The 13,482-nt window shown below is 30.4% G+C and carries 24 protein-coding genes; 9 read left to right on the top strand and 15 right to left on the bottom strand.

The genetic code is table 11. The features are described from left to right. Window positions 1-134: 134 nt before the first annotated feature. Both K5790_RS02530 and K5790_RS02525 read left to right on the top strand, forming a co-directional pair. Window positions 135-1,949 (top strand): potassium transporter TrkG, encoded by a 1,815-nt coding sequence (locus K5790_RS02530; RefSeq protein ID WP_297592151.1) that lies wholly within the window; start codon window positions 135-137, stop codon window positions 1,947-1,949. A 34-nt stretch (window positions 1,950-1,983) separates the two neighbouring features. Next, the gene (locus tag K5790_RS02525; protein WP_297592150.1) at window positions 1,984-2,811 is read left to right on the top strand and encodes a hypothetical protein; all 828 of its coding nucleotides are present in this window, start codon (window positions 1,984-1,986) and stop codon (window positions 2,809-2,811) included. On the opposite strand, the gene K5790_RS02520 is transcribed toward K5790_RS02525, so the two are convergent. Beyond that, entirely contained in the window at window positions 2,804-3,055 is a 252-nt protein-coding gene (locus K5790_RS02520; RefSeq protein WP_297592149.1) for a hypothetical protein, read from the bottom strand. The genes K5790_RS02525 and K5790_RS02520 overlap by 8 nt on opposite strands. A gap of 79 nt (window positions 3,056-3,134) precedes the next feature. Here K5790_RS02520 and K5790_RS02515 point away from each other — a divergent pair, with 79 nt between their 5' ends. Further along, window positions 3,135-3,368, top strand: a complete 234-nt coding sequence (locus tag K5790_RS02515; RefSeq protein WP_297592148.1) for a hypothetical protein — start codon at window positions 3,135-3,137, stop codon at window positions 3,366-3,368. A 15-nt stretch (window positions 3,369-3,383) separates the two neighbouring features. Continuing rightward, window positions 3,384-3,950 carry a hypothetical protein gene (locus K5790_RS02510; protein ID WP_297592147.1) on the top strand — a complete coding sequence of 189 codons (567 nt, stop codon included), beginning with the start codon at window positions 3,384-3,386 and terminating at the stop codon, window positions 3,948-3,950. Here the strand turns inward: K5790_RS02510 and K5790_RS02505 are convergent. Next, window positions 3,947-4,219 carry a DUF5615 family PIN-like protein gene (locus tag K5790_RS02505; RefSeq protein WP_297592146.1) on the bottom strand — a complete coding sequence of 91 codons (273 nt, stop codon included), beginning with the start codon at window positions 4,217-4,219 and terminating at the stop codon, window positions 3,947-3,949. The two genes, K5790_RS02510 and K5790_RS02505, sit on opposite strands and share 4 nt — an antisense overlap. 84 nt (window positions 4,220-4,303) lie before the next feature. Here K5790_RS02505 and K5790_RS02500 point away from each other — a divergent pair, with 84 nt between their 5' ends. Together K5790_RS02500 and K5790_RS02495 are read left to right on the top strand one after the other, a co-directional pair. Next, window positions 4,304-4,537 (top strand): hypothetical protein, encoded by a 234-nt coding sequence (locus tag K5790_RS02500; protein ID WP_297592145.1) that lies wholly within the window; start codon window positions 4,304-4,306, stop codon window positions 4,535-4,537. Further along, a complete protein-coding gene (locus K5790_RS02495; RefSeq protein WP_297592144.1) occupies window positions 4,521-4,733 on the top strand; it encodes a hypothetical protein in 213 nt (70 codons plus the stop codon). Before K5790_RS02500 ends, K5790_RS02495 begins: the two co-directional genes overlap by 17 nt. On the opposite strand, the gene K5790_RS02490 is transcribed toward K5790_RS02495, so the two are convergent. After that, window positions 4,724-5,077, bottom strand: a complete 354-nt coding sequence (locus K5790_RS02490; RefSeq protein ID WP_297592143.1) for a hypothetical protein — start codon at window positions 5,075-5,077, stop codon at window positions 4,724-4,726. The genes K5790_RS02495 and K5790_RS02490 overlap by 10 nt on opposite strands. A 33-nt stretch (window positions 5,078-5,110) precedes the next feature. Then, window positions 5,111-5,491, bottom strand: a complete 381-nt coding sequence (locus K5790_RS02485) for a DUF6659 family protein (RefSeq protein ID WP_297592142.1) — start codon at window positions 5,489-5,491, stop codon at window positions 5,111-5,113. A 104-nt stretch (window positions 5,492-5,595) separates the two neighbouring features. Here K5790_RS02485 and K5790_RS02480 point away from each other — a divergent pair, with 104 nt between their 5' ends. Beyond that, on the top strand, window positions 5,596-6,213 hold the full coding sequence (locus K5790_RS02480) for an O-methyltransferase (RefSeq protein WP_297592141.1): 618 nt from the start codon (window positions 5,596-5,598) through the stop codon (window positions 6,211-6,213). A 3-nt stretch (window positions 6,214-6,216) separates the two neighbouring features. Here the strand turns inward: K5790_RS02480 and K5790_RS02475 are convergent, their stop codons facing one another. Further along, entirely contained in the window at window positions 6,217-7,695 is a 1,479-nt protein-coding gene (locus K5790_RS02475) for a hypothetical protein (RefSeq protein WP_297592140.1), read from the bottom strand. Window positions 7,696-7,891: 196 nt separating this feature from the next. Next, complete coding sequence (locus K5790_RS02470; RefSeq protein ID WP_297592139.1) at window positions 7,892-8,707, bottom strand: PEFG-CTERM sorting domain-containing protein; 816 nt, start codon at window positions 8,705-8,707, stop codon at window positions 7,892-7,894. A 100-nt stretch (window positions 8,708-8,807) separates the two neighbouring features. Between K5790_RS02470 and K5790_RS02465 the strand changes: the two genes are divergently transcribed. Continuing rightward, window positions 8,808-9,032 carry a hypothetical protein gene (locus K5790_RS02465; RefSeq protein WP_297592138.1) on the top strand — a complete coding sequence of 75 codons (225 nt, stop codon included), beginning with the start codon at window positions 8,808-8,810 and terminating at the stop codon, window positions 9,030-9,032. On the opposite strand, the gene K5790_RS02460 is transcribed toward K5790_RS02465, so the two are convergent. Further along, a complete protein-coding gene (locus K5790_RS02460) occupies window positions 9,029-9,220 on the bottom strand; it encodes a hypothetical protein (protein WP_297592137.1) in 192 nt (63 codons plus the stop codon). The two genes, K5790_RS02465 and K5790_RS02460, sit on opposite strands and share 4 nt — an antisense overlap. 102 nt (window positions 9,221-9,322) lie before the next feature. Here K5790_RS02460 and K5790_RS02455 point away from each other — a divergent pair, with 102 nt between their 5' ends. After that, on the top strand, window positions 9,323-9,748 hold the full coding sequence (locus K5790_RS02455; protein ID WP_297592136.1) for a hypothetical protein: 426 nt from the start codon (window positions 9,323-9,325) through the stop codon (window positions 9,746-9,748). A gap of 266 nt (window positions 9,749-10,014) precedes the next feature. On the opposite strand, the gene K5790_RS02450 is transcribed toward K5790_RS02455, so the two are convergent. The 8 genes from K5790_RS02450 to K5790_RS02415 form a co-directional block, all read right to left on the bottom strand. Continuing rightward, window positions 10,015-10,245: a hypothetical protein gene (locus tag K5790_RS02450; RefSeq protein WP_297592135.1), complete on the bottom strand. Its 231-nt coding sequence runs from the start codon at window positions 10,243-10,245 to the stop codon at window positions 10,015-10,017. A gap of 42 nt (window positions 10,246-10,287) precedes the next feature. Then, the gene (locus K5790_RS02445; RefSeq protein WP_297592134.1) at window positions 10,288-10,866 is read right to left on the bottom strand and encodes a hypothetical protein; all 579 of its coding nucleotides are present in this window, start codon (window positions 10,864-10,866) and stop codon (window positions 10,288-10,290) included. Window positions 10,867-11,113: 247 nt separating this feature from the next. Continuing rightward, window positions 11,114-11,245 (bottom strand): hypothetical protein, encoded by a 132-nt coding sequence (locus K5790_RS02440; protein ID WP_297592133.1) that lies wholly within the window; start codon window positions 11,243-11,245, stop codon window positions 11,114-11,116. 187 nt (window positions 11,246-11,432) lie between these two features. Next, on the bottom strand, window positions 11,433-11,960 hold the full coding sequence (locus K5790_RS02435) for a hypothetical protein (RefSeq protein ID WP_297592132.1): 528 nt from the start codon (window positions 11,958-11,960) through the stop codon (window positions 11,433-11,435). A 42-nt stretch (window positions 11,961-12,002) separates the two neighbouring features. After that, the gene (locus K5790_RS02430; protein WP_297592131.1) at window positions 12,003-12,179 is read right to left on the bottom strand and encodes a hypothetical protein; all 177 of its coding nucleotides are present in this window, start codon (window positions 12,177-12,179) and stop codon (window positions 12,003-12,005) included. Window position 12,180: 1 nt separating this feature from the next. Beyond that, a complete protein-coding gene (locus K5790_RS02425; protein ID WP_297592130.1) occupies window positions 12,181-12,645 on the bottom strand; it encodes an SHOCT domain-containing protein in 465 nt (154 codons plus the stop codon). Between the two features lie 90 nt (window positions 12,646-12,735). Beyond that, window positions 12,736-13,020 (bottom strand): hypothetical protein, encoded by a 285-nt coding sequence (locus tag K5790_RS02420; RefSeq protein ID WP_297592129.1) that lies wholly within the window; start codon window positions 13,018-13,020, stop codon window positions 12,736-12,738. Window positions 13,021-13,318: 298 nt separating this feature from the next. Further along, on the bottom strand, window positions 13,319-13,477 hold the full coding sequence (locus K5790_RS02415; protein WP_297592128.1) for a hypothetical protein: 159 nt from the start codon (window positions 13,475-13,477) through the stop codon (window positions 13,319-13,321). Between the last annotated feature and the right edge of the window lie 5 nt (window positions 13,478-13,482).

Below are 13,482 nucleotides of genomic sequence, written 5' to 3'. Positions count from 1 at the left end.
CTCCATTCAATCCTTATAAAGATAGCAAAAATCCTGAGATCAGTAGAGGATTTTATTCAGGTTAAGAATTTTTTAACGATCAATACTAATGCGTAACCCCAAATTATTTAAAATCCCCAACTATGGGTAGCTTAATGTCAACAAATCCAGAACGTGCAGTATCATATGTTCTAAGCAAATATGTAACTGAATATATGGACAAAGATGTCCTTATTCTAAGTCAGAAAACACTAACAAGAGAAGCTGCAAGAATGCTAAGACATTATGAAACAGACGACATTATTGTAACTGATGAAAACAGAATGCCAGTAGGGATTGTTACTGATGAAGATATTCTAAGTAAGGTTAGCGACGTTACAGTTTACGCAGAAACTACTACACTAAAAGACATTATGAGTACTCCTCTTATTACAATTAACCAAAAGGCAACACTTCAAGATGCTTTGCATAAAATGAGAGATGGACATATTAGAAAACTTCCAGTATTATCAAAGAAAAACGAAGTTATTGGAATGATATTTCAAACTGCAATTGCAAATGCAATTAGAGATGCTACTGCAATTGCACCTCGTCTATTAAGTCCCCCAGTAAAAGCAGTTTTAGGGAATTTGGGATTTGTATTACAATTTGCAGGTGTATTGCTTTTGGTTCCAGCAATTGTTTCAACAATTTTAGAAGACACAACCACTGCAACTGGAATTTATCTTACAACCGTTCTTTTACTTGTAACAGGTTTTTTTCTAAACTCGTATGGTGAGAAATCAAGTCTTAACCTTCAACAAGCGTCAATTTTGGTATTTTCAAGTCTATTTTTGCTAACATTATTTGGGACTGTCCCGTATCTGTATGTCCAACCCGGTGATGAATCAAGTATCGAAGTATTTGGTAATGCATTTTTTTCAAGTGCGGCAGGATTTACAACTGGAGGCATATCATTATATGAAAATCCCGAGGACTTATCTCAGAGTTTCACATTCTATAGAAGTTACACCCAACTGGTAGGAGGAATGAGTTTCATTTATCTAGTCATTACGGCATTTTATCCAGAATCAAAATTACAATCCATGCGTGGATTTATTTCTGGCAGAACCCTCCACATGAAAGAGCTCTTCTCAACAATTACAATCATTTTTGCAGTGTACATTGTAATTGTAGCAGTTTTACTATACTTTTTTGGAGAAAGGAATATCCTTGATAATTTTTCATTGGCGATGAGTACTCTTGCAACAGGAGGTTTCTTGCCACATTCAGAAATTCTTGATGACTTGCTTTGGCAGGAAACAATAATTTTAATGGGTGCGATGATTTTAGGAGCTTTACCATTTACATTCCATTATGCATTTGTAAGAAAAAAATTTCTTGCACCAAAACTTGGTAAGGAAGTTCTTACTTATTTTGCAATTTTAGGAAGTGCCACGGCTTTATTTATCGGAGTTAGTGGATTAGATCCATTACAAAGTGCATTTTATTCAGTATCTGCAAGTACAACTGCAGGACTACAACAAGAAAGTTTAGCAGGTCTAAATGGAGCTGCACATACAATTTTGATTATATTGATGCTCATCGGCGGTTGTGGATTTTCAACTGCAGGAGGTTTGAAAATATTTAGATTATTCCATTTGAGGGATTGTAGAAATCTTTTCAGTAAAATCAGAAGAGATGAGATGTCAAGCATTGCAAAAAAAGACGTCATTGCCACTTTGATTATTATTGCATTATTTCCAACCATAGCAGGAATAACAGGATTCCATCTTGCATCTTCAGAAAATGTCTCATATCAGGATGCATTCTTTGAATCTGTAGGAGTTATCACCACCGGTGGGCTTTCAGCCGGTGTGATTGATTTTGATACAGACCCTGCAACAAAGATTGTTCTTGGATTTTTAATGATATTTGGAAGATTAGAGATAATTGCAATTATCTACATCTTTGTTCCTAAACTAAGTTAGATAGAATTTAATTTCTATAGTAAAAAATCAGGTTATGAAAAACACGACTGAAAGTCATCACAAAGGAAAAAAATTGATTGTAATTGGATTTATCTCAATAGTAATTTTGTTTTTCTTATATGGAAGATATCAAGATCCAGAAGTTTTTACGCCTAGTGCCATGGATTCTATTCAAAGAATTGCTTATGGATTTTACATCACACTTATGGTATCTTTTGGAGCAATTGGATTTGGATTATACAGATATCAAAAGGAGAAAGTAGAAAAAAGGAAAAACGACATTTCAACTACAATAGCACTAACCGTATGGAACCTGAGAGCACGAAAAATTTTTGTTTTAACGTTTATGCTATATGGAATTTTTTTCTCTCTTGTATCTGGGACATTAGTGTACCAACCAGAAGTTAATTTTTCAATTCATTATGGTGCAGAAATTCCTTCTGGGTTTGTAGCGCCATGTTGCGATGGGCCAGGATATATGCCAAAAATAATAATCTATTTGACTGAACATGTTGGGCTGCAAATAATTCCGATCAATTTAGTCTTACAAGTAATTGTATCGTATTTGGTCGCTTTGAATACAGCAATTGCAGTAAATGCCTACACAATTTCAAGAAAAGGCAGGGGTGTAAGTACAATAGGAGCAGCTACAGGATTATTTATTGCATGTCCTACTTGTGCAGGAACTTTTCTCTCAATTTTTATTGGAACGGCAAGTGGCATAGCATTATCAATTGCATTAACTCAATTGCAGACATTATTCATTGCTATATCGATTCCAGTTTTATTATTCACTCCATACATTATGGCAAAAAAATTACAAAACTCAGATGGAAGTTGTAAGATAGACCCAACTAAGTAAATTTTTTAACTTCCGGTATTTTGTGATTACCTATATCATACCCGTCCCGACGTAAGAATTTCAAAGTTAATTTGTAAATTAATTCATCATGGTCTACTTGCTCCAGAATTTCAGTCCACAAGACTTTGCCATTTTCATCAATCTGTCTTTTAAAATCAGGATTCATTGATTCAGCAATGTCCCGGCATTGATCAAAAGTTTTCCCATTTTTATAAGCACGAACTCTTCTATCACAACTATCCATGACAAAATTACCTCAAAATCGTAAATAAACCTAGATTAACTGTGTTTCAAACAAATATTGGCAAGTTGTAGATACTCTAATGGGAATAAAATCAGTTGATGAATATGTTGATTTTTTCATTAAACTCAACATGGGATCAAACGTTAGTTTATTGAGTTTTATCAACAATGAGAAACTAGTTTTAAAACAAAAATTAGAATATAAAAATTTGGAAAAAGAGCCAATTAAAAATGGAATAAAGTACTTGGAACAGTTAGTAAGAGAGATTAATGAGATAGGAGAAAAAGCAGTACTAGAGAAATATCAGAAATAAGGTCTTAGAAATACAATGGATAAAAATTCAGAAATTATAAAAACAGAGATAATTAGAATACTCAATGAAAATGGAAAAATTCGTGGAACAGATCTTGCAAAAAGAGTAATCAAAAAGGTCGGTAATGAAAAAACAGTTTATAGAGAAATTAGTGCACTGGTTGAATCAGGGGAAGTTGAAAAAAAAGTCCACAGTAGATCTCATATTGAATATGAATTGATCAATCTTTACGAATCTGTTAACAATCAACTTAAAAATTTACATAAAGAGATCGAAATAATTTTTGAAGAAATAGTAAATTTTGAGATTATAAACAAGGAAAACAAATATTCATTTCATGAAAGACTAAGAGGGCTAATACATCTAATTCACATGGTTCAGTCAACAGATGGCATTATGAAAGTGCTGTCATTTTATCCTACATTTAAAAAAGATAAAATGTATTCTCAAATTAATCGAAAAATTAATGATTGTTGGCATGCAATTATGAACATTATTGCACATCAGCCAGAAGATGATTTTTTAAATGAGGTTCTTGGAAATCTGAGAATTTCTCAGTATGATGTAAAAAACATGAATTAAAAAATTTTTAATTTTTCTAAAATCACTTTAAGCATTTCTTCATCATCTAAGAGAATTAATGGGAAATCATTTTCTTGACTTGCTTTACGGAATTCAGTATCCTTGGTAACGATGATCATGTTATTCTCACGAGCATAATTAATGATTGAATAATCTGAACCTAATTTCTTGCCTTCTAGTTGCAATTTTCTTACACTATATGCTTCAAAGCCTTTTTCTTTTAGTCTTTCATCCATTCCATCTAAATTTTCATCGACTAAAATTTTCATATTTTGTCAACACCACATTTCAATATTAGTGTAAATCTTCAATTTATGAACAAGTACTTATTTTCAAAAATTTAAAGAATCACAATGGATGAGAAAAATGAAGACAAATCAGAAGAATCCCGAAAAAACCACATTACATACTATAGATCACTATGCAAAGTTATTCAAGAAATTCAAAGTGAGATGGATAACGAATTAAATTCTACCATAAAAAGTCATCTAGAGAGCAGAATTGAAGCTATGGAAAAAGATAAGAAAAGAATCAAAGATATGTTTCCAGACATGAATGAGGACAAATGGAATGATAACACAAGGTGAAAAAAATCACAACAAACACCTAGACTTACTTCAAGAGTACAAAATTCACCTTGTAAAGAATATCGAAGGATTGGAAAAGTTAGACCAGCAATCCGAGTTTGCAAAAAAATGGAATGAAACCACAATTAAAGAGAGAAAGCAGGAATTATTAGTAATTGATAAAATCCTAAAAAATTTAATTAGATTTCAAGGGTGATTTTCTTGTGTAATGTCATACAATTTTTCACAAAATTCATGAACATTCTCAGTAGAAATGCCATCAAACCAAGCTATTTCTTTATCAATATGATATCCATGCATAATGGAATTAGATTTAGATTTTAAAAATAAAGATTCTGCATCTACAAGTTTTTGAATGGTGTCAATTTCCTTTTCAGAAAAATCATAATCACAAGTCATTAAGTCGATTTGGACAAAATAATTCCCATGTCTAGGATCAATTTTTGCCTTGATGAAAGGTTTGTTTAGTTGTTGGCATTCTCTATAATGTTTATCATATTCAAACATTTTTGAGTCGCCTAGATATTTGTGAAATGTCATATTTGTAGAAATTAAAAATTATCTAAATATTATCTATATATCAGCAGTAATTTTCTTGATTTTGGTTATTAATCTAATTTTTGTATTAATTGGCATCTCAGGTTCCATTGTAAAATATACAATATTTCTTTTAGTGTAAATCACCATTTGAGATACTTTTTCACGTTCTACATGAACATATCTGACCTTGCCAAGAGATTTGTCAAATTCTTTTCGCATTGCACGTCGTTGTGCAACTTGTTTGCAGAAATGCTCTTCTTCTTTTTGAGTTTTAAGACTAGTTTTTCCTGCCTTCATAATGGCTTCGCGTATATTTCCTTTAGAATCAATTATTGCTGCAAATCGCATTTTAGGATCTAAATTGAGAATATGTTGCACTGTTTTTAGTAGATCAATTTTCTGTTTTGCAGACATGACTGCTATTAAAGCCAAAAATTACTAAATATAATCTATTAAAAATTTTTGAAACGTAGAATAGCTCTAGACAGGGTTAAATTATTTTAAATAAATATCATATAATGAAAAATCTCATTGCCCAAGTTCTCGACAAATTATCAGAGCAGTCAAGAAAAGAAAAGTCAAGAGAGGCTGATGTGCCACCAGAAGATCGAATGCTTGCAATAACAAAAGAGACAGGGGAGTTGATTAACATGATTTTAAGGTTAAAAAAAGCAAAAAATATGCTTGAAGTTGGAATGTCAGTAGGATATTCAACTATTTGGTGTGCAGAAGCAATATCCGAAAAATCAGGCAAAATCATAACAATTGAAAAAAACCCAAATAAAATCAAAAGGGCTCAAACAAATTTTGAAAAAGCAGGGATAGCAGATACTATTTCAATAATGAATGGAGAGGCTCTTCAAATTTTAACAGAACTTAGTTTAAAGAAAGAATATGGGGAATTTTTTGATTGTGCTCTAATTGATGCCGATAAAGAAAATGTTATTGAATATTTTGATTTAATTTTGCCATTAATAGCAAAGAATGGAATTATAATTACAGATAACATGCTATATCCAGAAAAATACAGAGAGCAAATGAAGAAATTCTCAGAGTATCTGAAAAAAAATCCCAATTTAATAACAATTACATCCCCAATAGGGAATGGAATAGAAATTACGATGAAAATCCAATAGCAGTTATTTACTTTTCTTGGTAATATTCTTAGTCTTTTTTGGAGCAGAATTTTTAGATATTTTTTTAGAAACAGATTTTGTATTAGATTTTTTTAATTTATCAGCAGATTGCTTATCTAATGTTTTTAGTTTTTTATCTTTTATCATAATTTGTTTTTTAATTTTTGCTTGTTGTTCTTTTAGTTTTTTATTTTTTGTTTTTATTTGATTTTCAATTTTTTCTCGTTTTATTTTAAGAGATTCAATTGTTTTTTCTTCTTTCTTAAGCTGTTTTTTAAGATCTAACTGGGAACGAAGTCTTTCTTTTTCTTCAAGAGTTTTTTTTGCAATTGCATCTTTTTCTCTTGCAATAGTGTTGATGAGATTCAATCGTTCTTCTTTTGCTTTGATCAATTCAAGTTCTTGCGATTTTATCAATTTCTTGAGTTTTTCAGATTCAGCAAATTTTGCTTTTTCTTGGGTTACCTGAGAGACTATTTCATCATAATCTTGCTTTGTTTTTTCTAGTTCTGCCTGTTTTAATTTAATTTCATGTGCTATTTTTGCCTGTTCAACAAGCCTATTCTTTTGTTCAAGAGCCATTTTTGCCAATAAAATTTGTTCATTTTGCACCTGTTGTTCTATTTTTTCTTGCTCTAACTGAGCTTGTGCTAGTTGCTTTTTTTGCAAGTTTAATTCTTTTGATATTTTTGATTTTTCTGAATCAATTTTTTTAATAATTTCGTTTCTTTCTTTTTTTATTTTTTCAAGTTCTTCTTTTTGTGCAATAATTTCATTAGATAATCTAGTTTGGGTTTCAATTCTTAGTCTTTCATTTTTTATCTCAGATTCAAGTGATGTTTTTTCTTGCATAATTTTTTGTTCATATTCTTTTCGGTGAGACGTTAATTCAGATAGCTTTGTTCGTTGAATAATTATTTCATTTGAAACCATTTTTTGTTTTTCTATTTTACTTTCTTCATCTTTTATTTGCGATGAAATTTGTATCAACTCGTCAGAGACGTTTGCTGACCAACCCTTAGGCATACTACCTCGAGTGATTGAAGTTACAGGTTTAGAAATAACTTGTGAAGAGGATATCTTTTGAGGGCCAGATTGTTGTGAGACTTTACTCTTTGGTGATGTAATATTTTGGGAAATAGTATGAGGTTTTAGTTTGGATTCCAAGTATACTTGATCTGAATGGTACAGGGGTTTGTTGCTGGCAAGCATATCGTAGATATGTTGTAATCTTCCCGCATCCCCGGTCCCAGAATCAATTAAATTTTTAATTTTAGGAAGATTAGGATTCTCTTCATAGATTTCATCTTGTAATGAGAATGAAGAATTTAGTTTTTTTTCAAGATAAATCTGATCTGAATGATATAATGGTTTATTATTTTTTAGAAATTCAAGAATATGATACAGTCTTCCCGCATCCCCATTTCCAGAGTCAATTAATGAAGATATTTTTTCAATGGTTTCAGTTAATGTCAATTGCATCAATTAGATCATCTTTCTTTTGATGATTCTCTACGAACATAGTAAAAATAACTTTTTAAAAAAAATTAACACAGACATGAATTTTAGGTGATTCAGATCTAAAAAAAGTAAAATTTTAATTTAAAAAATAAAAAAACAGGCTCAAATTTGAACTTTTGAACAAATTTAGAAATTTCTGGGATTATAAGATAATTTGTTAAAATTTCACTCTCATTCCAAATTTCTTACTTATGGCAATAATTGAAATGATTGATATGCTCAAAATCATCATCACTAATGATCCAAATTCCGGAACTATAGTAGTACCGACAATTGTCAAAGTTTTAGAATCAGCAGATAAAGGAATTGATAAAATATTGTAATTTCCATCTTTTACTGAACTAAAATCAGATATCTTATTACCATCCAACCAAACAACAAAGGGACCATCAATTAATTCAGAGTCTAATTTAATTTCTAAATTATGATTATCAGATTTTGGATTGCCAACTACACTAAACATTAGAGATTTCTGGTCTACATTGATTGCCGAGATCGTCAGTAATCGATTAAACTTGTATTCTACATCAAATAATGTTTTACCATCACCAACTTGTTTTCCAACATCAGGTATTACTGAATATCCAGCGGTGACAATTATACTACCTTCCATCCATGGATGAACTATACAAAAATATGGATAAGTTCCAATTTCTTCAAAAGTGTAAGAAAATGTTTGTCCTGGTGGAAATAACCCGCTATCAAAAATATCGTTTGATCCATCAGTTGCACTTCCGGATGTTACAGTATGAGCTGCAGTATCGGCATTTTGCCATTTAATGGTATCACCAACAAGGATTTCAACTATCCCATTTGTGGCACCATCTTTTTCACTTTGCCAAAAATATGGAGCATCAGGACTTGCAGCACCAGTAGGGATTTTAACTGAATATGTATTTTCTGCAAAAGCATCAGGAAGTATGGTAACTGTAAGTAAGAGTCCAAGTATTAAAAATCCAAAAAGCATCTTCATACAGATTACTGAAATAATATAATTAAAAGAGTTTGCTGTATTCGTCACACAATACAATTTTGTTCTTTTTGTTTATTAATTAGAAAGAAAAACCTCAATCATGAAAATTGGCATGATAATTATTTCTGTAGGCGTTATCATGTTTGTCACAGGCTTAATTTTGTATTATTCTATAGAATTAGGACAAAAAGATCATCTTTTACGATTTATTAAAAATATGGGGACATTTATTGGATTTAGCGGGATGGGTGTTACCTTGGCTGGAATTCTATTATACCTAATTAATCGAAACGAGCCTGCAATTAAAGAAAACTTTGATGCCTAAGTAGATAATAGTGCATTTTTGAATTCATCCACAGGGATAACAAACTTGCAATTCTTGCAAAACAACACTTCTTTGTTAGATAAAGATTTGATCTCAGTTGGAATCATTCCACAGTAAAGAGATGTTAAACTACAATTAGGACAACTTGCCAACAATCTCTTCATCCCAAATTCATTTTTTAATTTCATTATTCATAATATGACTTTCTGATATATTAGCAGCAAGTAGAAATTATACTAGTGGCAAGTTTAGAATTTAAATTATAATAATAGCACAAACTAGCATTAGAAATGAGCAATAAGATTTGGCTGGGGGCAATTTTTCTCAAGGAGGAAGGAGGGTACGAAATTATCCTAAGATCATTAAACCATTATAAAAATAGATTAAAAACTCTAGGAAACAGTCCAGAGTTAAAAGATGCTGCTGCAATGTTTGCATCAGTATTAAATTCTCAAGCAATGAAAACTATTCCAAAAATCAACGAGGTCATTAAAAAAATTCAAGAGAACCTACACAGCATAGAATCAGCTAGACAATTAGAAGAAGAAGTACCATTTTTAGAAAAAGCACTTTGTTGTTATGAGGCAGATATTCACAAAGCCCAAGATACTGGACATGAGTATTTTGTGAAACTAATAGGTGATATGAGCAAATCACAAAATCAACTAGATTTAATCAAAAATGCATTAATTAAAATCAAACAATATTCAGACTGAGCTTACAATCCTTGAAGATACCAATCAAAATAAGGAAGTAAGGTTTTACATTGTTTCTTTTTTTCAACCAGATCATTAATTGATTGAATTTTTTTAATTTTTTCCAGCAGATATTCTGACGTCAAATTACTGCGAAATTTAGGAATGATTTCAGTTAAAATAGCAAAGATCTGTTCAGGGGATGAATTTTCATAATCATCTAAAATCTTTTTTATTTGCACCTCTATGGACATGTCCTAAAAATGATTTTGCCATTATTATTTTGTTTACTTTAGCACATCATCATCATTCCAAGTAAGGCGGAATTTTCCAGTGACCCTAAACATGTTAATTTTCCCACCTTCTTTGAAGATTAGTTTGTATGATTTATGTGAGATGTCTTCAATGTCCAACGAAACATTTTCTTTTAGAGTTTGAAATACTATAGGATCATTTGAAATTTGTTTCCATTCTTCTTCATCAAAATCCATGTAAAATTTTGTATAAAGCAATCCCATAATTACTATAAAATAACCCCGAATAAATAACTAGATAATATACTATGTTTCAAAGGATGGTTTTGGCAGGATTGTCCCAACATTACTAAAAATGGCTGGAAATAAGATCTGAGAGTCTTTGTCTTTTCTAATTATTTCAAAAACATGAAAGATTAATTGTTGGATAGTAAGATGCTCATCCCGATATAGTGTCTTATTAGGATTTTTGATAGAATCGAGAACAGTGAACCCATTATCTACCAGAATTAAATCATACAAAAGCCTGGATGCAAAAGAAATTTTCTCATCAATATCCTTGTGTGAAAAATCAGTGTCAATTTTTTTAATTTTCATCTTCAAATCATGAAAAGTGTTATGAGTATCTCGTTCTATGTGGTGCTGAGAATTTAATTCATAATTTTCAGATAGACGATAGAATTTCATGTTTCCTTTTTTCTCTACTAAAATTATTTCTTTTTGAAGCAAAGCATCTCTTGTTTTCTCAAATGTTGTTTTGGCCATAAATTCTGGAACAATTTTTTTTATGAGTAAATTATGATGCAATTCCGGATTATCTTTTATTGTCTGGAAAAGTATTCTTTCACGCTCATGCTGATTTTTACGAGGCTCATATTGACTCATTCTAACTAGGTCGACCTATATAATACAGGTCAACTATAAAACATTATCTTTCATGTTCAATAAAAAATCCAATCCCCCAATACAGGAGAATCTAATTCCGTAAGACTCGCAAAGCCATCCATCGTTTTAATTCATTTAGATTACAAATTGTAGATATACAACAAACTATCAAAACCATAAAACTTCGCGTAATTGAGCACAGTAAAAAATTTCACCCAATAGAATTAGGAATCAAATGTCTTTACAGTTATGACTGAGATTCAGAATCGTTAATCTCATCTAATTTTTTTCTAACAGCCTGAGCAATCTCTTGTTTTAGCTTCTCTTCTTCTTCGACAAGCTCTTTTTTGAATTTTTTTTCCCAATAGTTTTTGACCATTTGAATACAATGTGTAGTCGTGGTGCTAAGAAATAAGCACTTCGAATATCTTTATGCTCAAAAAATTAAAAACTCACATAAAGAATTCACTAAGGAATCATCCATTTGTGTTAAATACAAATTTTGTCAGAGAAATTACCTAACACAATTCATGGGTGTTGATGAAAAAACATCAATCCCAGGAATTTTATATTGTAGAGAGTATCTTTTTCTTTTTTTCTTCGAATTCTTTTTTAGTGATTATTCCTGCCTTTTGTAGCTCATTTAATTTTTCAAGTAAACCTAGTTTTGCTTTTGTAGGAGTTGTTAATTTTTGGCTAACTTTAATGCCACTTTTTATTCCAGATTTTGTTCTATTTTTTAATTCAGAACCAAATGCATTACTTTTTTTAGCTAATTTTTCACTAATTACATAACCCTTTTTCTTTGCTTGGTGGATTATTTCATCGGTTTTTTCTTTTGTTACATCGTCGATGAATTTTTTTCGTTTTGCCATATGGCCTATTTCTTTGGTTTTCTTTTTAGCAAGATGTGCTTGAAATTTCAGATCTTTGATTATCTGACTTTTGGTCTTTCTTTTGAATCGTCTAGTATATTCTTCAATAATTAATACCGGAAATGGGCTATATTCAACATCAAGATAATATTTGATTATTGTATCATCAGGTAATTTTGTAAGATATTCTTTAATTGATTTTTCTGATTTTATTTCCATACTTTATTGTAATTATATCATCATAAAAAGATTCAAGAAATATTATTTTCTGATAATTTTGAGATAAATCACTAGTCCAATTCCAACTAGCCCACCAATAATGATGCCAAACCCAATTGACCATTCTTGCGTAAACCAAGAATAATTTGATGCAATTACAATTCCAACCAAAATTGAAATCACTAATGCTAAAATCGTAATTGTGAGGTTTTTAGACAAATTATATCCTCTCTAAGATCTTTTTCTTTTGTTTTAAAAACTCTTCATCAGTTAAAATTCCAAGCTCGTTTAGCTTTGCCAATCTTTCTAAAATTTCAAGATTTTCCAGACCATATTGTGTTCCTATTTTTATTCTACCTACAAATTTTTCAAAGAAACTGAAAAATGCATTACTAATTTTTTTATAAAATTTTGGGCTCTTCTTCTTTATGGCAGTTCCAGAATCAAAACTTTTTTCTTTAATTTTTAGAGAATTGTTTTTAATTGCTTTCCAGTAAGGTTTTGATTTTATATAATTAGTGCCATTTGAGGCTAGCTCATTAATTTTATCAAATGATTCTTTTCCAAGATGTTTTCCTACTTCTAATGTTTGTTCATAATTTTTTGAAACATCATCAAAAACTTTGGTTTGTTTTTTCTTTAGAGTATTTGTAAGATTATCTGGTTCTTCATTATTATTTTGCATTAATTTTCTAGTCATAATTTTAGATTAAATGGATTATTTTAACATCTGCATTATCAGGAAATACCAAGAAAAGGAAGCATTCTAGAGGAGTCATTTTTTTGGCAATACTTTTTCAGCTTTTGGTTTATGGCATCCACAGTTGTAATAACAAATTGTACTAGAGCCTCTACAGCCACAAAATTCACATTTTTCTTCCTTGATTGCTGTAATTTTCAAATCCCTGTCAGGAATTTTGGTATCTTTTGATTTATGACATCCGCAATCATAATAACAAATTGTATTTCCTTCACTACAGCCACAAAATTCACATTTTTCTTCTATTGTAGACATTATTCTATAATATCCACATAATACAAGTTTTTGATTTTCATCCAAATTTCATTACGCGTTTAAATTACTTAAGAATGATCTTAAAGAATTTTTAAAAAACAATAATTGCAAAGTCTGGATAGTATGCGGTCTAAATTCTCTCACAAACAGAGGGACTTGCCTTTATAGCATAAAGAGGAAATTGAAACGTGGAAAAAAAGAAAGTGATAAAAGAAAAATTCTGTATGTGTTGTAAATCTAAAGATAATTTGCAAGCTAGTATCAATCTTCTTACCGATCCAGCTTTTCTTTGTAGTAAGTGTATTTCAATCCCGTATACTAAAAATAAGAAATAGTGTTTTTCTTATTTTTTCTTTTTTAGATTCTTGACTTCTTTTTCCAAGTTCTCAATTCTTGATTTTAGTCTCTTTACTAAAATATCATCATTATCTGCTCTTTTCTCTAATTTTGCTAATCTGCGTTCTTGTTGTTGCTCATGTTGTTTATCAGTTAATTTTACCATGTTTT

Origin of the sequence: Nitrosopumilus sp. (assembly GCF_025698945.1) — an archaeon.
Lineage (GTDB): Archaea > Thermoproteota > Nitrososphaeria > Nitrososphaerales > Nitrosopumilaceae > Nitrosopumilus.
The sequence above is the reverse complement of the archived record's forward strand: the minus strand, read 5'-3'. Positions and strand labels throughout refer to the sequence as shown.